A 23,101-nucleotide genomic window follows, 5' to 3' on the forward strand; every position below is an offset into this window, starting at 1 on the left:
ATGGCACGAGGAAAGCAGACCTGCAAGATATTGAAAGAGATACGTCGGCAGATAGCCGAGGCAAACGGCATCGAGTTCGCCACATCGGAATGTCGCTATAAGGGCGACTGCCTCGGCACATGCCCCAAATGCGAAGCCGAGGTGCGCTACCTTGAGCAGCAGCTCCGCGCCCGCTCCCTCGCCGGAAAAGCCGTAGCCCTCGCCGGTATCTCGGCAGGAATGATTCTCATGTCGGGGTGCAGCGGCACATCAACAAAAAATCAGAACAATGATGATCTTCTTGGCGTATTTATTGAATCGCCCGAAATGATTGAAGAAGTAGAAGATACTGATGAAGGCGAAATGCCCTTGTTTGAAGATTCAATTTCATGTTTGACACCTGAAATTAACGGTGCCAAAGAAGGCGAGATTAGCAACGCCTCCGAGTTCATAGTAATACAAGGCGATATCGCAATGGAACCGGAAGATGACACTGATGAAGTCAAAATATATAATGTAGTGGAGCAAATGCCGGAGTTTCCGGGAGGGCAGGCTGCATTGTTGAAGTTCATTGGTGACAATCTCAAATATCCGAAAGAAACAGTTGGTTGTTTTCAAGGAAGTGTCAGAGTAAGGTTTTATGTTGACACATTAGGCCATGTATGTGACCCACAGATAGTCCGAGGTCTGGATTCCGCTCTTGATAGAGAAGTCTTGAGAGTCGTGAGGCTGTTCCCTGATTTCATTCCGGGACAACATGAGGGCAGGAAAGTTAATGTATATATGAATTTGCCAATAAGTTTTGACCCTAACCGATATTGACTATGGCACGAGGAAAGCAGACCTGCAAGATACTTAAAGAGATACGTCGGCAGATAGCCGAGGCAAACGGCATCGAGTTCGCCACTTCGGAATGTCGCTATAAGGGCGACTGCCTCGGCACATGCCCCAAGTGCGAGGCCGAGGTGCGCTACCTTGAGCAGCAGCTCCGCTCGCGTCAGCGCATGGGTAAAGCCGTAGCTATCGCCGGTATCTCGGCGGCATCCCTCGCCATGCTAATGCCTATCAGCACGGAGGCACAGATGCAACAGGAGCGTCAAGACTTTCTGAAAGGGAGCATACCGGCAGTGACAGATACAATCACAGTCAAAGGCATAGTGCTGAGTGGTGACACGTTGCCGGACGGCGGCATATCAAAAGAGCCGTTAATCGGAGCGACGATATCAAACAATCGCACAGCATTAGGAGCCATAGCAGATTTGGAAGGCCATTTCGGACTGCCCGCCTGTATCGGTGATACATTGGAAGTGGAATATGTCGGTTATGAACCGCAAACGATTGTCGTGACCGAGGATATGAGAAATGTGGAAATCACACTTGTTCCGTACCAAGCATTTATGGGAGAAGTTGTAGTATTGGATGCAAGACAAGAAGAGAATCATTATCTCGACCTCAATGTGATAGACGAGCATGGCAATCTGATGGATAGTGATAATTTAGACATTTCGAGAATATGGATTGATGAGGACGGAGAGGAGGATTACGAATATCTTAATCCAAAGTACTTTGACGAGAATCATCCATGCCGCATTTATTGGGATTATGACTTGGCACTCCAAGACAAAGATGACAAGCCATTAAAAGAAGCCACACTCCGCATCGAAGCTGAGGGTTACGACGACCCTGTGATAATAAAGGTCAAGTACCCCAAACGCAACGCCAAGAAAACCATCAAGTTCAAACACAAAAAGAAATAGCCTATGGATAAGATTGGCAAATTCATAGCATCGGCGGTGGTCATGTTCTTATTCATGTTCAGCCTGATATTCTGTTTCGACTCCCCCGACACACTGACCAATATCCTGCTGGTCAGTGCAAACGTGCTGTTTTGGGGCGGACTTCTCTGGCTCATCAATCGGAAAGGAGGAAAGCGATGAAGAGAGCTATAAAAATGTCATTATGGATATTGTGCGGATTGGCATGTGTCTTGACTGTTATAATTTGCTTCTTTGGGGTATTCTCATATTTCACTCAGAATTTCAAAAAAGAACAAGATGGATACTTTGCAAGGGTAGAATATTCTATCGAAGGATATATAATAGACAAACAAATCGTTGGCGGTCCTTACTGCCTAATAGAGTTAGAGCCAACAAAATTTGAAATAATGAAAAACGAAATCCGTTCATCAGATGATTATGTAGGAGTCTTTGCCTCAGATACATCTAAAGTGTTTATAATAGCCCCATTGCCTGAGAATTTTTCATCATCATTAGATAGGATCGAGATAAACACTCATAACAGACAATTCGTATTTAATGACACGTCTGTGTCCACATTAAGAACTGCATCACTTTACAAGCATAAACTGCCTAATGGTAACGGCTATATTCCCTTCTAAATCGCCATGGAAGATGTTTTGAGATACATATTCATTGCCGTCATAGTCTATGCCGTTGGTATGGAGATATATAAGGCTGTTCGTACTCGGACGGTTGACTATTCTCTTTGGGCGATTATAGTGCTTATGGGTGCAGTGTTATGGATTTCAAGAGGATTTCTTATCTCCAGTCGGATATATGATTTCCTGATGATTGCCGTATGGCTTGTTGCAATCGGTTGTTTTGTTCTCTCGTGGAAATCCCAATACGGGAAGTATCTGAAATCTATTGCCATTGGTGGACTTTTAGTTTTCTTTGCTCTCTTTAGCTATTGGAATATAAAGGCGCAGTCCATCGTTCCAACAACCTTAGTAACTTCTCTAAATGGATATTCAACAAATCGAATAGATGAGGTGTGTTTCCGTTATAACGGAACTCCTTTTTGGAGAAGTTACAATCTCAACAACTACCCAAATGTAAAGCTACTTCCTGAACAGTACGATGTAAGGCTGACTATCAAGCTGATATCAACCAATATCGCCAAACTTGAATCAATCACATTAATTCCAAGAGCCAAGATATGAAAACCTCTCTCCGATATAAGATAGTACTTTGGATGGTGTGGGTGCAACTCGCGCTCCTGCCAATTATCTACATAATGCTTGCTGTCACGAATAATGGACTGATATGGCGATGGAATTTGCTTAACTGGCTGATGGTTGGCGGCTATATTCTCGGATTACTTGCCCTTCCACTCAGCCGTGGGCTTGAAAAACCAAAACTACTGAAATGGTGGTTAAGAATAGATTTCTGGCTTTCAGCTATACCGGCAATTCTTGTATTACCATTGCTCTTTTATGTCGGAAGACATAATATAGATGCAGAAGATGGTGATTACGTTCTCTATCACACACGCGGTTTAATGATGGCCGCGCCACACTATGCCTTAGGTAAAAAAGAAGGTCTATTTATTCGACCTATGGCTAAATCTGTTAGAATAAATGATTATGACAATGGAAAGATGGACTGTTTCAAAGTCGATACTCTGAGGGGCTGTTTTTATGGGTTAAACAGTGGAGGTGCTCAGGTTTCATGGGTTTTGCCGCTTGACTCCATAAAATATCATCAATATGCGGAAGATATAACCGAGTTGATTGATAGCATATATCAAGCTCAACCTTTGTTCAGGGATTATTATCATGGGACATTCGTTTTCCCGGACAACTTCGCCGAAATAAATTATGATTCCTATAGTATTAATTATGAGGATTCTATAAATTATAATACTATTGACCGTCTTGATGGCGACAGTCTGCGGGTTACTATTATCAATAACGGAATCATCGAATTGCCTTATCCCATAGATTCTGTCGGCAATCTCACACCCAAAGAAGTCAGAACTTTCTTTGAAAAGCTGAAAGGGGGCAAGCAATGAAACTGACAGGTAGTAAATCATTTTTGCTTAGTATTGCATTGATAATGTCATTTGTTGGGGCTTTGGGCGCTGGCGTAATGCTTGGAACGGGCTTGAATTGGTGGTTGTTTGCGTTTTTTGCAGCGATGGCGGTTCTCGGGTCGGTATGTGCTTCAAAGATATTGAAACTGGTGCCGGATGTCGGCATTATCATAAAATACAACTTTCCCAAGGATGCAGGTTATTACCAAAAGGGGAAACGGAAGACTGCACCTGTAAACGATAATGACATTCTGTATCATCTAAAGATGTTTCTACCCTTTATTCAAATAGGAATGTTCGTGTTTGCGGCTGCTCTATTTAGCGGTGACAGTCATGATGTTCCACAACGAGTCGAATCTATCAGTTTTGATGGCGGTCAGGCAGAGTTGGTTATTTTTGACCAGGGTGCATTTGGCTCCTACGCCGACCTTAGAATTTATAACAGTAAAGCGGAACATATTGAGAGTATACATATTAGAGCCGAGGATGCTGCTCTCACTATTGACAGCATCAAAGGTAAAGATGTCTATATCAGCTATTGCAATTTTCCATGGAACGATACTATCCTAGCTTATGATAGAGTTATGTTAGGCGAGTCACTTATTGACCATGACAACCTGAAATTCAACTACCATTTCAGAAATATCAAGTAAAAGTTGAGAAAGATATGACAGCAGCCGGATTTGTAACCGCCATAAGGGAGATAACTCCTGATGAAAGTAAGTTCACGAAATTGCCTGAAGGTTTCGCCCAAATCTATCTGGACGAACTATTCATTGGCAATAAGAGTATTCACACGAATGTTGAGCCGGAAAATGCTATTATAGACTTGATGTCAAATTATGATGTCTCCAAGCTGACAATAATGATTTTCAGTTTCAATCGGTCCGATGAATTGAAAGATACAGAGCTATTTATTTTTTTGGATGGAGAGAGGCTTTTCCGCTTACAATTCATAAAGCGACCGGGGAGATAGTCGAAATGGACTGGGCGGACGATAACCGCATTGTAAATTATATTGCCAAGGATCCGCAATCATATCTCGACCTTTTGTTTGCATTGCAAGAGAACAGCCTGTCAACTCTCTTTTCAGACAGGCAAAAATGGAGTGCCAAGCAATTGGCTGACATCGCCGGAGGCAGTAAATATCAACCTCATTTAACGGATTTATTGTCATAAAGTGTTTAGAATATGAAACATATACTTTTGATAATTACAGCCATATTGATCTTGTGTGTCTCGTGCAGGGGCAAAGGATCAGCGTCGGCATCGAATGATAGCCCTCATGACTCGATTGCAGCGATAGATGACAACAGGTCTTTTGAGTTCTTAAGAAAACTCGGCATAGAATATGAATCGTTTATCGCTAAAAATGATTCTTTGCCGGCCCCATCTGACCGTGATTTTCTCCTCACCACTCATGAGCAGTGTTCATTACTAAGAGGCATAATCACTCCTGATTTTGCCCCGTCGGATACCGCATCGGCATATCTTGTAGCAGTCCGTCAAATAAACGATAATGTAATCCTATGTCAATACAAATATCTTTTCAGCGATGCCGAAGATGTGTATATTGCCACATACGATACTGACGGGCATCTGATTGACGCAATGTTCGCAGGTAACGATTGGGATAAGTCGGAATTAGCTTATAATCTGACGGACTCTACAGAGTTAGTCTCCGTCGATCATACTTTAGTGTATTTTATTGGAGACCATGAGTTTACTTATAACCATGAATACAAAGAAATAGAACATAACGTCAATACCGACAAGGACACAACCACCTACTCTCAAATGGCATCAATGACTTGTAACATAGAGCCGAACGGTAAAATCGACATAACTATGGAAGACGGATATGAAGATGGAGTGTTTAGATTAAGGCGTGGTTCAGACAGTAAGAAGGAATGGAAACTAATGAATGAGATACTCTCACTGACCCGCTATCCTTATTCCGATAAGCATGTGCTTGACCGATGGAACGATTTGGGAAATCGGGTTGATGCGGCTTCCTATGAATCATTCGTTTATCATTTTTTCAAATATGTATTCTTGCCACAGCCTGAAAAGGTCTTGAAGTGGGTTTACGATAATCGTGACTACAAATCAATGACCTTGACAAGACCGCTTGGATTCTATTATACATATACTCCACAATCTCGCAAAATCATCGACGAAGCCATCGCCCGACTTGACAATCCGGCAATGCAGACATATTATAAGGAAATGACTGAACTGTGGGTTTCAAATGATTGATATTATGAAAAATCTAATTCGTGTGACGTTCGCGATAGGGGTGGGCAATTATCTCCATTTACGGAGCTATTATTCATGCGGTTTTTAATAACAGAAAGACTCGGCACTACTATTCGGAGTTTCTCAAGTTACCACAAAAGGTACAAAGAGAATGGACAATCAGGTCTTGGACAGTCACAACGATTTTGTGGATTTACGTCATAATACTAATCGCCAAATGATTTTTACCACTTACTTATGAGACTGACGGATAAACGCTTTTTGATATTTGAGGGATTCTGCATATTGTATTCAGTATTGCTGATGGAAATCGTCGACTTGTTGTTCGGCTCAAGCATGTTGGGGTTTAAACTAATTATAGTAGGTTCGTGCATGATAAGCGGTCTTATGACATGGCTTATGGCAGACGGAAAGCATTGGGCGGTATTTGGAATTATATATGAGGTGATTTCTCTTTTGATTCTATCTGCAATCTTTTGGGTATCGTTTTTCATTAGTACCCCGCTTTATGCTTGGATTTCCAAAGAGACTTATGCGGATATTGAATTGTTTGGTTATCTCATTCTGACAATCGGCACGTTTACTTTACTTCCGACATTTGGATTGGCTTTCTTTGGCTATCAGCTATTCCGTCGAGACAAAGATAAAAATGGAATCGGGTAAGTGAGGGCATGAGTGTCGAACAGGCTATAAATAACGGCGGCATGCTATCTGTTGAGATGACAGCATGCCGCCTATACTATAGATTAATGAATCCGATGTATTATTTTCCTTCGGCCGATTTCACAGGAATGTTTTTATTGTCCTCTGGAATAAGTCCGCGGTTGCGGAGCAGGGCATTTGCGTCGGGCTTGCGGCCACGGAAGTTGATGTATAGCTGCATCGGATCCTCCGAGCCACCCATTTCGAGCACATTCTCACGGAAAGCCTTGGCTGTGGCGGGGTCGAATATGCCGCGCTCCTTGAAGAGTTCAAAGCCGTCGGTGTCGAGCACTTCGGCCCAAAGATATGTATAATATCCCGAAGCATATCCGTCGCTGCCGAATACATGCTTGAAGTAGGGAGAACGGTAGCGGTACTGTACCTCGCGTGGCATTCCGAGCTTGGCGGCTACAGCCTTCTCAAAGCCTTCGACATCTATATCGTCGGCCGAGGTGAGTTTGCCCCATTCAAGGTCGAGCAGAGCGGCTCCGGCGAGTTCGGTGGTAGTGAAGCCCTGGTTGTGGGTCGATGCTTTCTGTAGCTTCTCGATAAGAACGTCGGGTATTACTTCGCCGGTCTTGTAGTTGCGGGCGAATTGGCGCAGAAGTTCCGGTTCCATGGCCCAGTGCTCGTGAATCTGCGAGGGGAGTTCTACGAAGTCGCGGTCGACATTGGTACCTGCCTGGCTCTTATACTTGGCGCGTGAGAGCATGCCGTGGAGGCCGTGGCCGAATTCGTGGAACATGGTCTCGACCTCGTCGATTGTGAGCAGCGAGGGAGAGTCGCCGGTAGGATGGGTGAAGTTGCAGACGTTGAAGATGACGGGGCGCTCTACCTCGCCGTTATCTCCTACCCATGAGCCCTTGAACTCACTCATCCATGCTCCCTGTCGCTTGGAGGAGCGGGTGAAATAGTCGGTCATGAATACTGCCACATGATTGTTGTCGGCGTCGCGCACATCATATACAGTAACTTCGGGGTCGTACTTGGGAGCGTCGGGCATTTCGGTGAATGTGACACCATACAGTCTGTTGGCCATGGTGAATATGCCTTTGCGCACACTGTCGACATGGAAATACTGGCGCACCTCGTCTTCGTCAAGAGCGTATTTGGCTTTACGCACCTTTTCGGCGTAGTAATAGTAGTCCCAGGGTTCGATGGTGATCTGGTGTCCCTCTTTGTTGGCGAGAGCCTGCATCTCAGCTACTTCCTCGGCCACACGGGAGGTAGCCGGTTTCCAGATCTGCATGAGGAGGTCTTCGGCATTTTTCACGTTCTTGGCCATGACATTCTCTGTCATGTAATCGGCATAGTTCTTATATCCGAGCAGGTTGGCCTTGCGTGTGCGTGCCTTTACGATTTCGGCGATTATGGGATAGTTGTTGTACTTTCCTGAAGAGGCGAGAGTAGTGTAGCCTTTGTACATCTTCTCACGCAGTGAGCGTGAGTCGGCATACTGGAGTAGGGGGAGGCGTGATGGGGCATGGAGAGTGAACACCCACTTTCCTTCGCCAAGACCCCGTTTTTCGGCCTCTGCTTTTGCTACGGCAACGCTTGTAGCGGGAAGTCCTGCCAGCTCCTTGCTGTCATCGACCACGATTGAGAATTCGTTGGTAGCTGAGAGTAGATTCTTATTGAATTTCAGATAGAGATCGGCGAGAGTTGTGTTGATGGTTTTTAGCTGTTCCTGCTTTTCGGCATCGAGGAGAGCTCCGCTGCGCACCATATCTTTGTATGCTTTTTCAACGGCGAGCATCTGCGGACGTGTATAGCCGGCCGATGTACGGTTGTCGTAGAGAGTCTTTATGCGCCTGAACAGTCCGGGATTCATGGAAATCTCATCGGTGTGGGCCGAATAGAGTGGATAAAACTCTTCGCCTACAGCCGTCATCTCAGGAGTCGAGTTTGACTCGTCGAGATTAAAGAATACCATGCATACTTTCTCAAGAATCGGACCGCTGTGGTCAAGAGCCACAATTGTGTTGGAGAAAGTCGGTGCTTCGGGATTGTTGACGATTGCGTCGACAGCCTTCTGCTGTTCGGCTATTCCTGCCTTCAGAGCGGGGAGGTAGTCGGCGACAGTGATGCGGTCGAACGGCGGAATCTGGTAGGGAGTGTCATACTTTACCAGAAACGGATTCTGACGTTGCTGGGCCATGGCATGATTGCTTGTCAAGGCGCATCCGGCCACAATAGCGGCTGATGCGAGGGTAGTTAATAAACGGTTCAAAATATTTATGATATTGATTGGTGAATTAGTCGGTGTGAGAGATATCAGGAGCATTCCATACGAATGTGGCAGTCATCGGATAGTGGTCGGAACTTTTTATATCGCCCCGCACTATATCGACGGCGCGCATGTCGCCGCGGTAGAATATCTGGTCGATATGGAAATAGAATCTGTTGTCGATATATGTGATGGTCGGACCGAATCCGCTATCGGCATAGGCGTCGCGCATTCCGGCGCTGCAGATGCTCCGGTAGGCGTAGTTGCCCTGCACGTCATTGAAGTCACCGACAAGAATCGCGTTGCCCGGATGCTCCTCAAGGAACTGTCGGATGTGTCGTGCCTGTTCGGCGCGTAGCTTGAATGCAACCGCGAGTTTTGACAGGATGCTGTTTTTTACCTTTGAGAGTTCAGAGCGGGTAGGGGATTCGATACGTTTGTCGGTAAGTTCGCGATATAGCGCTTTGTCGTCGGGTGTCAGTCCGATTGATTGCAGATGGCAGTTTACAACGAGCAGCGGATGCCCGTCCACATCAAGTTCGTATGCGGAATAATGGGCTGTATGCCATGCGGGCTGTGGAGTAGGGACGATTTTAAAAGGATATTTAGAAAATATAATCTCTCCGCCCTCGGGTATGAAATTGCTATATGGATATATCTTGTTGATGGTATCCATCTGCAGCTTGAATCTGTAGTTTGGGTTGTATCCTTCCTGCATGCATACGATATCGGGCTGAGTGTCGATAATCTGTTGCAGGCTTCGGCTTTCTTTTGCTCCTTTTCCGCCGGAGTCATCTGACTCGAACTCGTGGTCGACAAAGCCGTATACATTATATGTCATTACTGAAAAACTGCGGGCACGCTCCGATTGTGATAGCGCCCCCCCGATATGAAGGGGTGATATTGTAAGAATTGCCGGCATGGCTATTAGGAGAGCCGCTGTCGGGAGTAATGCCGATTTGCGCCATATGATAAACGATACGGGCACCATTACAAGCATGAGTATAATCCATGCCGGGAAAGTCATACCGAATATTTGAGGCCAGACTGACTTGTTGGGGTCAATGGCACCTCCATATGCGGATAAGAGCAGTCCGGCCGCTACGAGAATGTCGAAAGCGAGGATGCCAAATCGTATTAATCTACTTATCGGATTTATATTCATACATTATCTTTGGTGTGGCGGGATATATCAATCAGTCTCTTTTTTTCGGAACTGGACAGAGATGCGTAGCCCGACCGGCGCACTTTGTCAAGGATTTCATCAAGCTGCTCTTCGTTTGTCCTGCTCCCCCCGGATGCCTTGTTGAAGCCGGATGTACTGCTTTTAGCATTCTTTCTGTGGCAGTTATAACGCGAGAGAAAGGCAGAAAGATCACGACCGCGTGTCAGCACCACTGCATATATTATTCCTGCAGAGGCACCGCCGATATGGGCTATTCTGCTACCATCGCCAAGCATTGCTATAACGATGGTTATCACAGCGACCCATTTTAGAGCCACCTCTCCGAATATAATCATATTCCACCGGTAGTCGGGGTGGAGCACTGTAGTGGCTGTAACGACAGCCATGACCGATGCCGAAGAACCGGCGAGAAGACCATAGCTGTGCCATGGAGGAGTTGTGCCTACGGCTACAAACATCAGCGCTCCGGCTATGCCTCCTGCAATATATAGGAAGTAAATCTGCCTGGAGATGCCTGTAAGCATGAACACGCTTCCAAACCAGTAGAGCCACAGCATGTTGAAGATGAGGTGGAACAGGTCGGCGTGCACAAACATGTAGGTGAGCAGTGTCCATGGGCGCGAGGCAAGCATAAGCATGCTGTCGGGGCACTCAATCAGGGGCATAAGCTCGACCATTATACCGGAATTGCACAGAGACGCGACGAGCCGGCCGAGTATGATTAAGGCGAAAATTCCGGTGTTGACGATTATAAGCCGTACTGTGGCAGAACTGTTGTGCCACATTGTTGTGAGCGGATTAATAGAAATCATTTCTGCGGATTACACCTTGATGTTTCCAGTAAAGAATAAGAAGCACGCCGAATATCATGCCGCCAAGGTGAGCGAAGTGGGCGATGCCGTCGGTAGCTGAACTGATGCCCAATCCCAATTCGATGATGCCGTAGCCGATTACCATCCATTTGGCCTTTATCGGGATGGGGATAAACATAAGATATAGCGGACGATTGGGAAAGAGCATTCCAAAGGCCAGCAGCACACCATAGATGGCGCCGGATGCGCCTATCGTCACCAGGTAATGATTGTAAAATGTCTGAAGACTTTCGCCCACTGAGCCTACCGTGAAACCCATATCGACGCGATTTATTGCGTCGGCCATTTCGGGGAATCCGACTCCATATGCATTGGACAGAATCTTTATAGCCATATTCTCGGCTGTAAGCATCCAGGTAAATTCCTGAATAATGGCGGCTCCTACTCCACATGTGATATAGTAGAACAGATAGCGCGGTCCCCCGAGCACGCGTTCGAGAGTGATGCCGAACATGAACAGGGTGAACATGTTGAAAAACAGGTGGGCGATGCTCCCGGTATCATGCATAAACATGTATGTAAACAACTGGGCCACATGGAAGTCGTTGCCTTTCCAGTAATGGAGCCCTCCGATATCGAGTATTTTCCCGGTAGTGGAAGCGGGAAGCACAATCATGGCAATCCATATGATTACATTGATTATGATGAGATTTTTGGTTACCGGAGGCATGGCGCTCCAGAATGAGTTGCCGTTGCGTAACATAAGTCAGATTACAATATTTCTCATTAAAATTTCAACTTGCAAAATTACGTAAAAATAGCCGGAATGCCACATCCAGCCATCCTAATACAGCATTTTTAAAGAAAATTTCGACAAAATTTAACAGAAAGGCCGTGAAATATGAATTTTAAATGTAAATTTGTGCGATAAAAGGTCTAGACCTGAATACAGCTGCTATGTATATAAAGCATATTCCGCTATATTTTTTTACCGTAAATCGATCTCTCATCATCATGAATAAAACCGAACTTGTAGCCAAGGTGGCCGATATTACCGGCGTAGGGCGTAACGATGTGCGTGCGGTTATTGACTGCTGCTTCGATACGATAACCAACGTTCTTGAGATGGACGGCAAGGTTTCTCTGGCCGGCTTCGGCACATTCTCTGTATCAGAGAAGATGCCTCGTGCCGGATATAATCCTCACACGGGCGAGCATATCGAAATTCCTGGCCGTCGGGCTGTTCGCTTCAAGTGTGGTGCGGATATGGATACACGTATACGCTGACAATAAACCATAATACTTATAAAATATATTTTATGAAGAGACTATCAACTATTCTTGCAACTGTCATTGTCGCATTGGCATTTGCCCTGCCGTCATCGGCCCAGATTTCATTTGGCCCGAAAGTCGGTATCTGTGTGAATGAGCTTCATTTCAACAAGGATGTGTTAAACACTGCTAACCGTACCGGATTTACCGGAGGTGTGATGATTGACGGCCATATGCCGCTGCTTGGTTTTGCGTTTGATGCATCGCTGATGTATGTGCGTCGTGAGGCCGGTAAGAATTTCCACAGTGATTATGTTGCTATCCCTGTTAACCTGAAGTATCGTTTCAGCTTTCCTGTTGTGAACCGTATTGTCGTGCCATTCCTCTCTACCGGTCCTGAGTGGGCATATCTTGTGCATCATACCAAAGTTGATGGTCTTGATGACAATAAATCCAATTTCTCGTGGAATTTCGGTCTTGGTGTAGAGTTGTTCAAGCATCTGCAGCTGGCCGGCAATTATGGCCTTGGCCTGTCGAAAGCCTATGAGACTCCTGATGGAGCTGATGGGAAGAATCGTTTCTGGACAGTGACAGCCGCATGGCTTTTCTAAGCCGCTTCATACGCTACATAAAGAGCCGGATTGCATTATGCAGTCCGGCTCTTTATGTAAGGTATGTTTATTCGGCGATATCTGCAGCTCCGAGTGATGATATTAGCAGATGCAGTGTCTGTGTTGTATCGGCGTCCGAGTCTATTTTTACAAGAGTGGACATTACTTTCAGAGCATCATATGCATCATGCAGAGCGGCGCAATCGGGGTTGTCGCGGCCTGTGGCGTAATAATAGTGATAGAGCAGAGAGCCAAGATGGCGTGTGGCGTCGGCTACGGCATTGCGTCGGCTGTCATCGGGAATAGTAAGGTTGAGCAGTTGCTCAAGAGCATTCCATGCTGTCAGATAGCATATCATCCGCTGTTCGTTGCCGGCCTCGGTGCGGGCAGTGGTGGCTATAGCTTTGAGTGCGGTATTTATGGCCTGCTTCAGTCGTCCGGCAGCTATCTGCGACTCGGCCAAAGCGCATGCAGCGGTCAAAAGGTCATCGGCGTGTCGTGGCGAATTGTTGCGTTGCCACTGAGCCATTGTGTCGGCGGTGAGTTCGTCGGCGAGCTGCATGGCTTCAAAAGCCTGACGGCGAAGGAGCATGTCGTATACTTCCTTCGCCGCTGACTGTATGGGATTTTCCTTTGTCATTTATCTTCCTTAATGGCGTCAAGCCGGGTCTTGATGTCAGAGAATATGCTGTCAATTTCTCCCGAGCCGGGAATCGCATGGTACTTACCCTCTTCCTTGTAGTAGTCGCGCAGAGGGGAGGTCTGGGAGTGGTATACGTTGAGGCGTCGGGTTATTGTATCGAGATTGTCATCGCTGCGTCCCGACATCTGTCCGCGTTTCAGCAGTCGGTCGACGAGTTCTTTGTCATCGACTTCCAACCCTACTACGGCATGGACTTTTGAGCCATGTCGGGATAGCATCTCCTTAAGTGCTTTTGCCTGCGGGATTGTGCGGGGAAATCCATCGAATATCACTCCTTTTTCGGCTTCAGGAGTATTGTCAAGTACATGCTCCAGCACTTTTATCATCAGGTCGTCAGGTATAAGCTGTCCCTGGGATATATAGCTGTCGGCAATTTTGCCGAGTTCGGTACCGCGGGCGATGTGGTCGCGTAGCACTTCTCCGGTTGATATGTGATAAAGACCGTATTCTTCGATCAGTTTGTCGCTTTGGGTGCCTTTGCCGCTCCCGGGGGCACCGAATATGACGATGTTAAACATAACTTTATGACGATTGGGTAAATTGGAATATATATATAAATGAATATAGGTCGAGGTAGCGTTTACAAGCAGTGAGATTCATCCATACCGCATGGGAGCGGTCTAAGAAACTGTTTAAAATTCATATTACTTTGCTTTTGAGAGTCTTGTCGGCGTCTTTTTGTTTGTTTTTCGGTCATGTCGCTACGGCTACACTCCCTTATCACAAGCAAAAATCCATCTGACAATCCTTCTCAAAATCGGTATCATATAAATTAAAAAGTTTCTAAGCATTGGCGTCATTTGCTTTGTCGCAGATGACATATATGTCACGAAGATTGCGGGCCAGGCCGTCAAGGTCGAGGCCGAATCCGATGATAAATTTTGTAGGTATCTCGAAACCGACATAGTCGGGAACGACGCCACATTGTTCCGACTGAGGCTTGAACAGAAGGGTCGCTACTTTTATCGATGCGGGGTTCTTCGCATTAAGGTCTTTCAGAAGATTACATATTGTATGGCCGGTATCTACGATATCTTCCACGACAATCACGTGGCGGCCTTCGATATTTTCGGTGAGACCAAGCACCTGCTTGACATTGCCGGTGGTAGAGGTGCCCTCGTAGCTTTTCAGACGTATGAACGCAATCTCCGCATCAATGCCTATCGAACGGAACAAATCGGAGGCAAAAGGGAACGCACCTGTGAGCACACAGAGTATAAGCGGACATTTCCCGGCATACTCCCGGCCTATTTCCTTCCCGATTTCTGCGATGCGGCGCTGTATCGTTTCGTGGGTAATATAGGGCTGGAATGTCAGCCCGTTATATGTCACTGTTTCCATCTTGAAAATGATTGTTTCGACAAAATTACAAAAAAAATCGGCATAGAAACGTCAGAGTGCGGATTTTATTTGAGAATCAGACTATGAAGCAATGAAAGGGCACAGGCTGTAGCCTGATTTATGATGTCGGAGCGATTGCCGGAGAAATGGAAGAGACGTGACTCTGTAGTGCCATGGCAACGGGCGGCAATCCACACGGTGCCTACCGGTTTACCGGGAACAGCTCCCCCGGGGCCTGCAATTCCGGAGGTGGCTACGGCACAGTCGGTGGCGCATACCCGGCATGCGCCTTCTGCCATCTGCTCGACTACAGGCCGGCTTACTGCGCCATATGTTGCGAGGGCAGACTCACTGACTCCGAGCACTCTGTGCTTTACATCGTTGCTGTAGGATACGATGCCACCCATAAACACCTCGGAACTGCCGGAGATGAGGGTGATATAGTGGGCTATATTCCCTCCTGTACAGCTTTCTGCTGTAGAAATAGTGATGTTGCGTTGCTGAAGAATATCAAATACAGCTTTTGCTTCTATTTCAGGTGATAAGTATGAGGTCTCGTTCATATCTGTAGCGTGAATTAAAGAAATCGCTTATACGGAAACTCGTGCATATGGTGCGGCATCCATGGCACAGAAGTCACCATCAAGATATTTGAAATATCCGGCTATTGCCACCATTGCGGCATTGTCGGTAGTGAATGCGCGTTCAGGGATGAAGGCCGCAAGATTGTGGCTGGCACAGTAGTCAGCGACAGCTGCTCTCACTCCGGAGTTGGCCGACACTCCACCTCCGATTGCCACGGTTTTCACACCGGTAATCTTGACTGCTTTGTCTAGCTTATCGAGGAGTATGGCTATTATGGTGGCCTGTAACGATGCGGCAAGGTCGGCCTTGTTGTTTTCAATGAAATCGGGGTCGGCTTTTACATTGTCGCGAAGTGTGTAGAGGAAAGATGTCTTTAGCCCACTGAAGCTGTAGTCGAGTTCAGGGATATGAGGTTTGGCAAACTTGAATCGTTTCGGGTCGCCTTCTTGCGAGAGACGGTCGATGTGCGGGCCTCCCGGATATGGGAGGCCCATGACTTTCGCGCATTTGTCGAACGCCTCTCCGGCCGCGTCGTCAATAGTCTGTCCAAGTACTTGCATGTCTCTGGGGCTGTTGACGAGTATAATCTGGGAGTTGCCTCCGGATATCAGCAGACAGAGGTATGGAAATTCGGGCACACGGTCGGTTACAGTATTGCGTATGAAGTGGCTCAGTACATGGCCGTGCAGGTGATTGACATCGACAATCCTGCAGCCGAGACCTATAGCCATGCCTTTGGCGAATGATGTGCCGACAAGCAGGGAGCCGAGAAGGCCGGGGCCACGTGTAAACGCTATTGCCGATATGTCGGATGGAGATATGCCGGCGCGTCGTATGGCTGTATCGACTACAGGTACGATATTCTGTTGATGAGCTCTTGATGCAAGTTCTGGTACGACGCCTCCGTATTCTTCATGAACTTTCTGGCTCGCGATTACATTACTTAGGAGAAGTCCGTCTTTTATTACGGCTGCTGATGTATCGTCGCACGATGATTCGATACCGAGTATTATTGTGGACATATTGCTCAATTTTTTTCAATGCAAATTTATAGGAAATTTATGACTTCATCACGACAAATCTTTCATGGGCTGATAAGATTTTGTAATTTTGCGATATATAAGAGCGTTTTTAGGAGCGCCGACATATGTGCAGACGCGCCATACAGCTGGTGCATATGGCCTGAGATGCAACAATGACTGTGACAGAATGCTCTAAACATAGACAAAGACATTAATGAAGATATTTACAAGTGCCCAGATCCGCTCGATTGAAAATGCCGTAATAGAAAAGGAGGGCGTTACGTCAATTGAGCTTGTGGAGCGTGCCGCTTCGGCTATTACATGGGAAATCATGAGCCGTTGGCGTCCATCGCGTCCGATGATGGTGTTTGCCGGTCCGGGTAATAATGGCGCTGATGCTTTAGCGGTGGCCCGTATGCTTGCCGATGAGGGCTATACTGTCACCGTCCTGTTGTTCAATGTCACTGACCGAGGACTTTCCGACGCGTGTCGCCACTATCGCGATGAACTTACGAATGTGCCTGGAGTGTCATTTACAGAAATCACGAATGATTTTAATCCGCCTGTGATAACCCGCGACGCAATAGTGATAGACGGACTCTTTGGATCCGGACTTAAGGAACCGCTTAAAGGAGGATTCAAGTCGCTGGTAGATTATATCAACAGTTCGAATGCAACGATAGTTTCAATCGATATGCCTTCGGGAATGTTTGGCGAATGGAACGAAGCTACTTTGTCGCGCGATGTTGTTCATGCTACTCTTACTCTTGCCATCGAGTTCCCCCGTCTGTCTTTTTTTATTCAGGACAATGCGGAGTTTTTAGGCGAATGGAAGGTGCTTGATATAAAACTTGCGAGCAATGAGTCGCGAGGCGAGCAGAGTCCGTACTATCTGCTTGAGAAAAAAGATGTAAAACGGATACTCCGTCAGCGTCCGGAATTTTGCTCTAAGGCCGATTTCGGCTCAATGCTTCTCGTTGCCGGGTGTTATGGAATGATAGGCGCGTCGCAGATGGCAGCTCTTGGAGCTCTCCGTTCAGGTATTGGACGCCTTACGGTGCATGGTCCCAGATGTGGGTTTATTCCTATGCAGACATCCGTACCTGAGGCGATGTTTCATGCCGACCAGCATGATATCGTAATCACAGACATATCGCCAAAGCATGAATATGATGTCGTGGCGCTTGGTCCGGGCATCGGCACTCATGATTACACCGTGCGGGCAGTAGAGAATTTTATCAATATGTCCACAAATCCATTGGTGATTGATGCCGATGGACTCAACTGTATCGCACAGCGTCCCAATCTGTTGGAGCATGTGCCGCCGATGTCGGTCATTACACCTCATGCCGGAGAATTTGACAGATTGTTCGGGCCGCATACATCTCATGAGTCCCGATTGAAGACTGCCGTAGAGAAGTCGGCATACTATAGTATAATAATATTGCTAAAGGGGCGTTACACAAGTGTAGTGCGTCCCGACGGCAAGATATATTTTATCGGTAGCGGCTGTCAGGCACTTGCCACACCTGGCAGTGGTGATGTGCTTACCGGTATAGTAGGTTCTTTCATTGCCCAGGGGTATACTCCTGATCTTGCTGCAGCCATCGGGGCATATATACATGGAATGGCAGGCACGCTGGCTGCTGAGAATGACGGAACTTTTGGAGTGCTCGCCACAGATGTTGCCCGTAATATCTCAAAGGCCATACGCGATATTTTAAACTGATTCAACAACAGATAACATCATAGATATGAAATACAACCGTGCACTACTCATCTCGGCATGCCTGCTTGCGATAGGAGCGGGCAATGCCCAGACCACACAGAAGTTTTCGGCCACAAAAGCCAATGACTACGGGCTTGTATATTCCCTTCCTGTAACAGTGCTTGATATTACAATCGAGGCTGAGCATGTTGTCAAGGAGCCCGGCGAGTTTTACCTGTATGCGAAGAAGTATCTCAATGTGGATAATCCGATTACCAAGAAATCGGAAAGCTGGAGTGTAAAATCAGTTGTAGTAAATGCGCGTGGTGTCGCAAACAACTCTGAGCGCTATCTGATGCAGTTTAAACCAGGCTACACTCCTTATCTGATAATGGACGAGAACAACCTGCCGGTTGCTATCAATACGGAAAATGTGCCGGTGGCGGAAGACCCTGTCATTCCTGTGCCGGTGTCGGCTAAACCGACTCCTTTGCAGACCCCTGCGGCCAACCAGGTAATCACAGCTGAGATGCTGCAGAGCCAGTCGGTGGCAAAGCGTGCCGAGCTTGCCGCACAACGCATATATGAATTGCGTCAGAGCCGATCGGATCTGATAACCGGACAGGCCGACCAGATGCCCCCGGATGGAAAGGCCATGCAAATTGTAATTGATGAGATAGCAGCACAGGAAGCTGCTCTTACGGCGATGTTTGTCGGTACGACTCAGACCGAGACTGATGTCAATACCATCACGTATACTCCCGGTGATGACGTATCGCGCAAGGTCATAGCCCGAATTTCAGCTATCGGCGGCATAGTCGATGCAAACGACCTGTCGGGCGATCCTATAACATTATCATTGCGGGTCACAGACCGCGGACGGCTGCCTCTGAACGAGAAAGGACAGCCTAAGGAATTTCCAAAGGGAGGCATAGCCTATTGTATTCCCGGCAGTGCTTCTCTGAGCATATCGTTTCGTGGCGATGTCATGTGGGAGGGTAGTATCGATGCCGCACAGTATGGTATTGTATTCGGGCTCGATCCCAAGCCATTTAATGACCGTAAGGATCCATCATATCTTATACTGAATCCTGTTACCGGCGCGATTCGTGAGCTTGGCAGTGTAGCTGTTGTCCAGCCTTAGACCATTCGATATGTTGTATGACATTGTTTTAAATCATATATAAGCGAACCATCGTTGATATATGAAAATTAATAGCAGTTTTATTTGGATAATTCGATAATATTACTTAGTTTTGCTACGTAGAAAATCGGATACCATACTAAAAAACAAAATTATAAAAATATTTACAATATGGCCCGGCTTTCTTCACCGGGCCATATTTTTGTCAATTATGGCATTAGTCATTTTCATGATGACAGGCTCGATTCCTCTAAGCATAGAGGTTGATGGAAATAGAAAAAAGCAACAACAAATAAGTGAATCATAGGTTAGAAATCCGGCCGCGCGAGAGCGTATCCGGATTTTGTTTTACCAGATTGATTTCATAGGCCATGCTGAAAGAGAGACTTCGGTGGTGCCGTTTAGAGAGAACAGATTGGCTTCTGTCGATGTATCTGGCGAGTATGTGAGCATGGTCAATGTTTTTTCTCCATTGTTGACGAATATTTCGACAGTTGATTTGTCGACAAATATATCAAGGTCGAGTATTCCGTTTTTATCCGGAATACGTGTGTGCGATATTCTGTCGAACTTTGGTATCGACACGTCGGTCGATGCGGTACGGTCGACAACAAGGTATTTTGTCTGGCTGTCGTAGCTGATTGTCACTTTGTATCCGTTGCCGCTGCATATATTTACTCCGCATATGTCGGGCTTGTCGGTCTTTATGGCGAGTTTCATTTCATATACATTGCCAAATGGAGAAATAGCAGGGAGCTTAGTCACACCCGGGCGAAGTCGACGGTTTATTTTTATCGGAGATTTGCGGAGAGTGGCAAGAGAACCGATAGGCTGCTGTCGCATACGCATGCCGTCGGGAGTGGAGTATAACGACAGTTTGCGTGGAATCGACCATATGCCTTTGCCCCATTCTGAGGGAGCTGCAGTGGCGTAGTCCCAGGTATTTACCCATCCGATAGTATATACATCGTCGGCTGACGGATTGTCGAAGTTCTGGAACACACGTGATGCATAGTAGTCAAATCCGTCATCTACATACAGAGGCGAGGCCTCGGGGCGTTCGGGTATGAATCTTTTTCCATCAAAATCGCCTACAAAGTATTGTTCACGGGCCCAGTTTACGGATATGACAAGCACCCATTTCTTCTTGCCGTCTTCAGTCGGCAACTGAAATAAGTCGGGACATTCCCATGATTTCTCGGAGTCTCCCATAGGACCGAAATCGCTCAGCCATTCCCAGTGCTTCAAATCTGTGGATGAATAGAATGCTATCTTCTTTTCAAGTGCTTTTGCCACTGCCATTATCCATCTGTTGCTTTCTGAATGCCATATTACAGTAGGGTCGCGAAATTCAGTGCTCCAGATGTCTATTACCGGATTAAGGTCGTAGTATTGGAATGTAGCCCCGTTATCGAGGCTGAATGCTATACTCTGGGATTGCTTTTTTGAGTGTTCGTCGAATGACGTGAATGCTGCAATCAATGCGTCGGCACCATATCCGGCGGTATTGCCGCGGTCTACGACTATGCTTCCTGTGAAGGCAGAGATATCGCGGGGAAGTCCCTTTATAGCGTGGTCATTGAGTTCGTTCCAGTGAATCAGGTCGTCGGATGTTGCGGCTCCCCAACTGTAAGCCATGTATCGGCCATTGTGGCGAATCGTTCCACACGGGTCTCCTATCCATCTGTGGGCCGGGGTAAAGTGGTATTGCGGACGATACTTCTCTTTATACGTTATGCTGTCGGAAGCAAAGAGCGTGATAACAAGATTTGTAAATAGTAGCAGGAAGATTAATCTCATGATTTGATTTATATGGTTTAAGTTGTAGATGGAGTTTGAAAAAGTGGAAGACCACCGATTTAATCAGCTTGTCTCTCCACATTGTTGTTACCTCAAAATATTTGGTTGATGTAGTGTCTGTATCAGAAAGAGGGGTATCCGGGATTCTGTATGTATATGCCTCCGGAGAAGTTGTACTGAGCTACCGGTACCGGGAAATATTCTTCACCGGTGTCGAATGAAGCATTCTGGTAGTAAATACGGTTGTCTTTCTCTGCGGCAAAGTAATTGTTCATCGTCTCTTTGGCGATACCCCAGCGTACAAGGTCGAAGAAACGCTCACCCTCCATGGCTTTTTCGAGTCGCATCTCTGTGCGGAGAGCCTTGCGGGCGTAATCCTGATTCCATCCCGCAGACGGATAGAGACCGATTTTGTAGTTGGCAGCATCTTTAGTGGGGTCGTTGAAGTCCTTGACATAAGCGCTGTTCTGTGCGCGCTGACGTACCTGGTTGATGAGTGTGCGTGCTTCCTCAAGACCGTTGCCACCGATTTCAATCAATGCTTCGGCCTTGTAGAGCAGCAGGTCGGCATATCGGATAACCTGCCAATTGAGAGCGGATGCTCCCCAAGGCCATCCCTGGGTGGCGTCTTTTGACTCAGGCGAGAGCCAGAATCTCTTGGTGTTGTTGTAGCCGTAGGTGTCGCTGTTGCGTACCCAAAGTCCGCAGGGACGTTCTTCGTATGTCTTATATCTTATGGTAGGACGCCCAATGACAAAGTCGAGACGAGGGTCTACATTGCCGTCGACGTTTCCGAGTGTGTATCCTCCGTTATTGTCAAAGACTACTGTACCATAGTCGGGCTTTTGCTGATAGTCGAATACGGGGAGACCGTTGGCATCGGTCTGGTAGGCGTTGATAAGATCTTGCGAGGGGAGGAAGAAGCCGTCACCCTGCCAAGGGCAGCCGGGGCCGGTCATGGAGTTGAGCAGCATAGACCAGTTTATGCGGCCAACTCCGCTTGAGCCGTCGTCTTTTGAGAATTGGATGGCGAAAACCGATTCCGGTCCGTTCTCATATTCCAGGAGATCGAGCTTTTGGAAGTCATCAAGGAGCTGATACCCCTGAACCTTATCGATAAGCTCCACAACCTCACCCATGAGGGTTTTGTTAATATTTATTACAGCATTAGTCTGTGAATCCTGTTCATATGCCTGATATAGCTTGACCTTGGCTGCGTAGGCGAGAGCGATGCGGCGGTTTATACGACCTATTTCGCTTTGATTGTCGGGCAGATTCTCGGCTGCGGCGAGTAGATCCTTTGCGATGCGGTCAAGATGTTGCTCGCGTGAGAATTCATCGTTGCGCACGTAGGGATATTCAATTTCAGGGAGGTCGATATCCATATATGGGATGCGGTTGAATAGGCGTACAAGTTCGAAATACCAGTGGTCGCGGATTACGCATATTTCGGCTATACGGGTGTTCTTTTGTGGGATTATGCTTTCATCGACTTTGCGGAGTGCACGGATGGCGGAATTACAGCGGGATATTCCGCAGTATACGTTAAACCACTTGCCATCAAGAAATCCGTTGTTGGGCTGGATTTTTGCGGTTTCCATATCGTGGATTTCCCATGCATCGGTCTCACCTCCGCCGCCTTTGTAGGCATTGTCGGCACGTACCTCGCCGTAGCTCCAGTTTGTAACGGGAAACCAGTGTGGATCATTGGAGTCGGCATATCTACATCCGAATGTGGCGTATGCTCCGTGGACGAGAAGGTCGACAGCCTCGGGATCATTCATGTTTGCATCGGATAACGGACCTTGTGGCTTGTTTTCCAGGAAGTCGTCGCTACAAGCACTTAATGAGAGGCCGATAAGTGCAATCGGTAATATATTTTTCAGTTTCATTTTTGTAGTATTTGATGATTGGGA

At 46.8% G+C, this 23,101-nt stretch carries 26 protein-coding genes; 15 read left to right on the plus strand and 11 right to left on the minus strand.

All coding sequences use genetic code 11. The features are described 5' to 3' along the window. The 11 genes from ADH68_RS09965 (at position 1) to ADH68_RS13950 (ending at position 6,735) form a co-directional block, all read left to right on the plus strand. Positions 1–801 (plus strand): TonB family protein, encoded by an 801-nt coding sequence (locus ADH68_RS09965; RefSeq protein ID WP_068960938.1) that lies wholly within the window; start codon positions 1–3, stop codon positions 799–801. Positions 802–803: 2 nt separating this feature from the next. Further along, the gene (locus tag ADH68_RS13940; RefSeq protein WP_068960937.1) at positions 804–1,736 is read left to right on the plus strand and encodes a carboxypeptidase-like regulatory domain-containing protein; all 933 of its coding nucleotides are present in this window, start codon (positions 804–806) and stop codon (positions 1,734–1,736) included. A 3-nt stretch (positions 1,737–1,739) separates the two neighbouring features. Further along, positions 1,740–1,916 carry a hypothetical protein gene (locus ADH68_RS13945; RefSeq protein WP_157517405.1) on the plus strand — a complete coding sequence of 59 codons (177 nt, stop codon included), beginning with the start codon at positions 1,740–1,742 and terminating at the stop codon, positions 1,914–1,916. After that, positions 1,913–2,377, plus strand: a complete 465-nt coding sequence (locus ADH68_RS09975) for a hypothetical protein (protein WP_068960936.1) — start codon at positions 1,913–1,915, stop codon at positions 2,375–2,377. Before ADH68_RS13945 ends, ADH68_RS09975 begins: the two co-directional genes overlap by 4 nt. A 6-nt stretch (positions 2,378–2,383) precedes the next feature. Further along, on the plus strand, positions 2,384–2,941 hold the full coding sequence (locus ADH68_RS09980) for a hypothetical protein (RefSeq protein ID WP_068960935.1): 558 nt from the start codon (positions 2,384–2,386) through the stop codon (positions 2,939–2,941). Beyond that, positions 2,938–3,792 carry a hypothetical protein gene (locus tag ADH68_RS09985; protein ID WP_068960934.1) on the plus strand — a complete coding sequence of 285 codons (855 nt, stop codon included), beginning with the start codon at positions 2,938–2,940 and terminating at the stop codon, positions 3,790–3,792. The genes ADH68_RS09980 and ADH68_RS09985 overlap by 4 nt, the downstream gene beginning before the upstream one ends. Further along, positions 3,789–4,466 carry a hypothetical protein gene (locus ADH68_RS09990; RefSeq protein WP_068960933.1) on the plus strand — a complete coding sequence of 226 codons (678 nt, stop codon included), beginning with the start codon at positions 3,789–3,791 and terminating at the stop codon, positions 4,464–4,466. The genes ADH68_RS09985 and ADH68_RS09990 overlap by 4 nt, the downstream gene beginning before the upstream one ends. A 14-nt stretch (positions 4,467–4,480) precedes the next feature. Further along, positions 4,481–4,789 (plus strand): hypothetical protein, encoded by a 309-nt coding sequence (locus ADH68_RS09995; protein ID WP_068960932.1) that lies wholly within the window; start codon positions 4,481–4,483, stop codon positions 4,787–4,789. A gap of 5 nt (positions 4,790–4,794) precedes the next feature. Beyond that, on the plus strand, positions 4,795–4,992 hold the full coding sequence (locus tag ADH68_RS14015) for a hypothetical protein (protein ID WP_068960931.1): 198 nt from the start codon (positions 4,795–4,797) through the stop codon (positions 4,990–4,992). A 12-nt stretch (positions 4,993–5,004) separates the two neighbouring features. Then, positions 5,005–6,072 (plus strand): hypothetical protein, encoded by a 1,068-nt coding sequence (locus tag ADH68_RS10005; RefSeq protein WP_068960930.1) that lies wholly within the window; start codon positions 5,005–5,007, stop codon positions 6,070–6,072. 399 nt (positions 6,073–6,471) lie between these two features. Then, positions 6,472–6,735: a hypothetical protein gene (locus tag ADH68_RS13950; protein WP_133165683.1), complete on the plus strand. Its 264-nt coding sequence runs from the start codon at positions 6,472–6,474 to the stop codon at positions 6,733–6,735. 100 nt (positions 6,736–6,835) lie between these two features. On the opposite strand, the gene ADH68_RS10015 is transcribed toward ADH68_RS13950, so the two are convergent. Genes ADH68_RS10015 through ADH68_RS10030 form a run of 4 tightly spaced genes read right to left on the minus strand, consistent with a single transcriptional unit; the run spans position 6,836 to position 11,762 of the window. After that, the gene (locus tag ADH68_RS10015) at positions 6,836–9,004 is read right to left on the minus strand and encodes a M3 family metallopeptidase (RefSeq protein ID WP_232321342.1); all 2,169 of its coding nucleotides are present in this window, start codon (positions 9,002–9,004) and stop codon (positions 6,836–6,838) included. A 25-nt stretch (positions 9,005–9,029) separates the two neighbouring features. Then, positions 9,030–10,166 (minus strand): endonuclease/exonuclease/phosphatase family protein, encoded by a 1,137-nt coding sequence (locus tag ADH68_RS10020; protein WP_068960927.1) that lies wholly within the window; start codon positions 10,164–10,166, stop codon positions 9,030–9,032. Beyond that, positions 10,163–10,972, minus strand: a complete 810-nt coding sequence (locus ADH68_RS10025) for a rhomboid family protein (protein ID WP_157755889.1) — start codon at positions 10,970–10,972, stop codon at positions 10,163–10,165. The genes ADH68_RS10020 and ADH68_RS10025 overlap by 4 nt, the downstream gene beginning before the upstream one ends. 13 nt (positions 10,973–10,985) lie before the next feature. Continuing rightward, complete coding sequence (locus tag ADH68_RS10030; protein WP_068960925.1) at positions 10,986–11,762, minus strand: rhomboid family intramembrane serine protease; 777 nt, start codon at positions 11,760–11,762, stop codon at positions 10,986–10,988. A gap of 251 nt (positions 11,763–12,013) precedes the next feature. Here ADH68_RS10030 and ADH68_RS10035 point away from each other — a divergent pair, with 251 nt between their 5' ends. Together ADH68_RS10035 and ADH68_RS10040 are read left to right on the plus strand one after the other, a co-directional pair. Further along, the gene (locus tag ADH68_RS10035) at positions 12,014–12,286 is read left to right on the plus strand and encodes an HU family DNA-binding protein (protein ID WP_068962068.1); all 273 of its coding nucleotides are present in this window, start codon (positions 12,014–12,016) and stop codon (positions 12,284–12,286) included. Between the two features lie 32 nt (positions 12,287–12,318). After that, positions 12,319–12,882: a porin family protein gene (locus ADH68_RS10040; RefSeq protein WP_068960924.1), complete on the plus strand. Its 564-nt coding sequence runs from the start codon at positions 12,319–12,321 to the stop codon at positions 12,880–12,882. A 67-nt stretch (positions 12,883–12,949) separates the two neighbouring features. Here the strand turns inward: ADH68_RS10040 and ADH68_RS10045 are convergent, their stop codons facing one another. The 5 genes from ADH68_RS10045 to tsaD form a co-directional block, all read right to left on the minus strand. Further along, positions 12,950–13,522, minus strand: a complete 573-nt coding sequence (locus ADH68_RS10045; RefSeq protein ID WP_068960923.1) for a hypothetical protein — start codon at positions 13,520–13,522, stop codon at positions 12,950–12,952. After that, positions 13,519–14,103: an adenylate kinase gene (locus tag ADH68_RS10050; protein ID WP_068960922.1), complete on the minus strand. Its 585-nt coding sequence runs from the start codon at positions 14,101–14,103 to the stop codon at positions 13,519–13,521. The genes ADH68_RS10045 and ADH68_RS10050 overlap by 4 nt, the downstream gene beginning before the upstream one ends. Before the next feature lie 265 nt (positions 14,104–14,368). Next, entirely contained in the window at positions 14,369–14,926 is a 558-nt protein-coding gene (gene hpt / locus ADH68_RS10055; RefSeq protein ID WP_068960921.1) for a hypoxanthine phosphoribosyltransferase, read from the minus strand. 65 nt (positions 14,927–14,991) lie between these two features. Further along, positions 14,992–15,489, minus strand: coding sequence for a CinA family protein (locus ADH68_RS10060; protein WP_068960920.1), 498 nt, complete (start codon positions 15,487–15,489; stop codon positions 14,992–14,994). Between the two features lie 27 nt (positions 15,490–15,516). Continuing rightward, complete coding sequence (tsaD, locus tag ADH68_RS10065; RefSeq protein ID WP_068960919.1) at positions 15,517–16,533, minus strand: tRNA (adenosine(37)-N6)-threonylcarbamoyltransferase complex transferase subunit TsaD; 1,017 nt, start codon at positions 16,531–16,533, stop codon at positions 15,517–15,519. 214 nt (positions 16,534–16,747) lie between these two features. Here tsaD and ADH68_RS10070 point away from each other — a divergent pair, with 214 nt between their 5' ends. Both ADH68_RS10070 and ADH68_RS10075 read left to right on the plus strand, forming a co-directional pair. Next, the gene (locus ADH68_RS10070) at positions 16,748–18,262 is read left to right on the plus strand and encodes a bifunctional ADP-dependent NAD(P)H-hydrate dehydratase/NAD(P)H-hydrate epimerase (RefSeq protein ID WP_068960918.1); all 1,515 of its coding nucleotides are present in this window, start codon (positions 16,748–16,750) and stop codon (positions 18,260–18,262) included. A 25-nt stretch (positions 18,263–18,287) separates the two neighbouring features. Continuing rightward, positions 18,288–19,385, plus strand: coding sequence for a DUF4831 family protein (locus ADH68_RS10075; RefSeq protein WP_068960917.1), 1,098 nt, complete (start codon positions 18,288–18,290; stop codon positions 19,383–19,385). Between the two features lie 348 nt (positions 19,386–19,733). On the opposite strand, the gene ADH68_RS10080 is transcribed toward ADH68_RS10075, so the two are convergent. Beyond that, positions 19,734–21,185: a glycoside hydrolase family 32 protein gene (locus tag ADH68_RS10080; protein ID WP_068960916.1), complete on the minus strand. Its 1,452-nt coding sequence runs from the start codon at positions 21,183–21,185 to the stop codon at positions 19,734–19,736. Positions 21,186–21,307: 122 nt separating this feature from the next. Next, entirely contained in the window at positions 21,308–23,077 is a 1,770-nt protein-coding gene (locus ADH68_RS10085; RefSeq protein WP_068960915.1) for a RagB/SusD family nutrient uptake outer membrane protein, read from the minus strand. Positions 23,078–23,101: the final 24 nt, after the last annotated feature.

The organism is Muribaculum intestinale, assembly GCF_002201515.1.
Classification (GTDB): domain Bacteria; phylum Bacteroidota; class Bacteroidia; order Bacteroidales; family Muribaculaceae; genus Muribaculum; species Muribaculum intestinale.

Excerpts from the sequence above, each read along its gene's own strand:
- ADH68_RS09965 (WP_068960938.1), top strand. The coding sequence starts at position 1 with ATGGCACGAGGAAAGCAGACCTGCAAGATATTGAAAGAGATACGTCGG.
- ADH68_RS13940 (WP_068960937.1), top strand. The coding sequence starts at position 804 with ATGGCACGAGGAAAGCAGACCTGCAAGATACTTAAAGAGATACGTCGG.
- ADH68_RS13945 (WP_157517405.1), top strand. The coding sequence starts at position 1,740 with ATGGATAAGATTGGCAAATTCATAGCATCGGCGGTGGTCATGTTCTTA.
- ADH68_RS09975 (WP_068960936.1), top strand. The coding sequence starts at position 1,913 with ATGAAGAGAGCTATAAAAATGTCATTATGGATATTGTGCGGATTGGCA.
- ADH68_RS09980 (WP_068960935.1), top strand. The coding sequence starts at position 2,384 with ATGGAAGATGTTTTGAGATACATATTCATTGCCGTCATAGTCTATGCC.
- ADH68_RS09985 (WP_068960934.1), top strand. The coding sequence starts at position 2,938 with ATGAAAACCTCTCTCCGATATAAGATAGTACTTTGGATGGTGTGGGTG.
- ADH68_RS09990 (WP_068960933.1), top strand. The coding sequence starts at position 3,789 with ATGAAACTGACAGGTAGTAAATCATTTTTGCTTAGTATTGCATTGATA.
- ADH68_RS09995 (WP_068960932.1), top strand. The coding sequence starts at position 4,481 with ATGACAGCAGCCGGATTTGTAACCGCCATAAGGGAGATAACTCCTGAT.
- ADH68_RS14015 (WP_068960931.1), top strand. The coding sequence starts at position 4,795 with ATGGACTGGGCGGACGATAACCGCATTGTAAATTATATTGCCAAGGAT.
- ADH68_RS10005 (WP_068960930.1), top strand. The coding sequence starts at position 5,005 with ATGAAACATATACTTTTGATAATTACAGCCATATTGATCTTGTGTGTC.
- ADH68_RS13950 (WP_133165683.1), top strand. The coding sequence starts at position 6,472 with ATGGCAGACGGAAAGCATTGGGCGGTATTTGGAATTATATATGAGGTG.
- ADH68_RS10020 (WP_068960927.1), bottom strand. The coding sequence starts at position 10,166 with ATGAATATAAATCCGATAAGTAGATTAATACGATTTGGCATCCTCGCT.
- ADH68_RS10025 (WP_157755889.1), bottom strand. The coding sequence starts at position 10,972 with ATGTGGCACAACAGTTCTGCCACAGTACGGCTTATAATCGTCAACACC.
- ADH68_RS10030 (WP_068960925.1), bottom strand. The coding sequence starts at position 11,762 with ATGTTACGCAACGGCAACTCATTCTGGAGCGCCATGCCTCCGGTAACC.
- ADH68_RS10035 (WP_068962068.1), top strand. The coding sequence starts at position 12,014 with ATGAATAAAACCGAACTTGTAGCCAAGGTGGCCGATATTACCGGCGTA.
- ADH68_RS10040 (WP_068960924.1), top strand. The coding sequence starts at position 12,319 with ATGAAGAGACTATCAACTATTCTTGCAACTGTCATTGTCGCATTGGCA.
- ADH68_RS10045 (WP_068960923.1), bottom strand. The coding sequence starts at position 13,522 with ATGACAAAGGAAAATCCCATACAGTCAGCGGCGAAGGAAGTATACGAC.
- ADH68_RS10050 (WP_068960922.1), bottom strand. The coding sequence starts at position 14,103 with ATGTTTAACATCGTCATATTCGGTGCCCCCGGGAGCGGCAAAGGCACC.
- hpt (WP_068960921.1), bottom strand. The coding sequence starts at position 14,926 with ATGGAAACAGTGACATATAACGGGCTGACATTCCAGCCCTATATTACC.
- ADH68_RS10060 (WP_068960920.1), bottom strand. The coding sequence starts at position 15,489 with ATGAACGAGACCTCATACTTATCACCTGAAATAGAAGCAAAAGCTGTA.
- tsaD (WP_068960919.1), bottom strand. The coding sequence starts at position 16,533 with ATGTCCACAATAATACTCGGTATCGAATCATCGTGCGACGATACATCA.
- ADH68_RS10070 (WP_068960918.1), top strand. The coding sequence starts at position 16,748 with ATGAAGATATTTACAAGTGCCCAGATCCGCTCGATTGAAAATGCCGTA.
- ADH68_RS10075 (WP_068960917.1), top strand. The coding sequence starts at position 18,288 with ATGAAATACAACCGTGCACTACTCATCTCGGCATGCCTGCTTGCGATA.
- ADH68_RS10080 (WP_068960916.1), bottom strand. The coding sequence starts at position 21,185 with ATGAGATTAATCTTCCTGCTACTATTTACAAATCTTGTTATCACGCTC.
- ADH68_RS10085 (WP_068960915.1), bottom strand. The coding sequence starts at position 23,077 with ATGAAACTGAAAAATATATTACCGATTGCACTTATCGGCCTCTCATTA.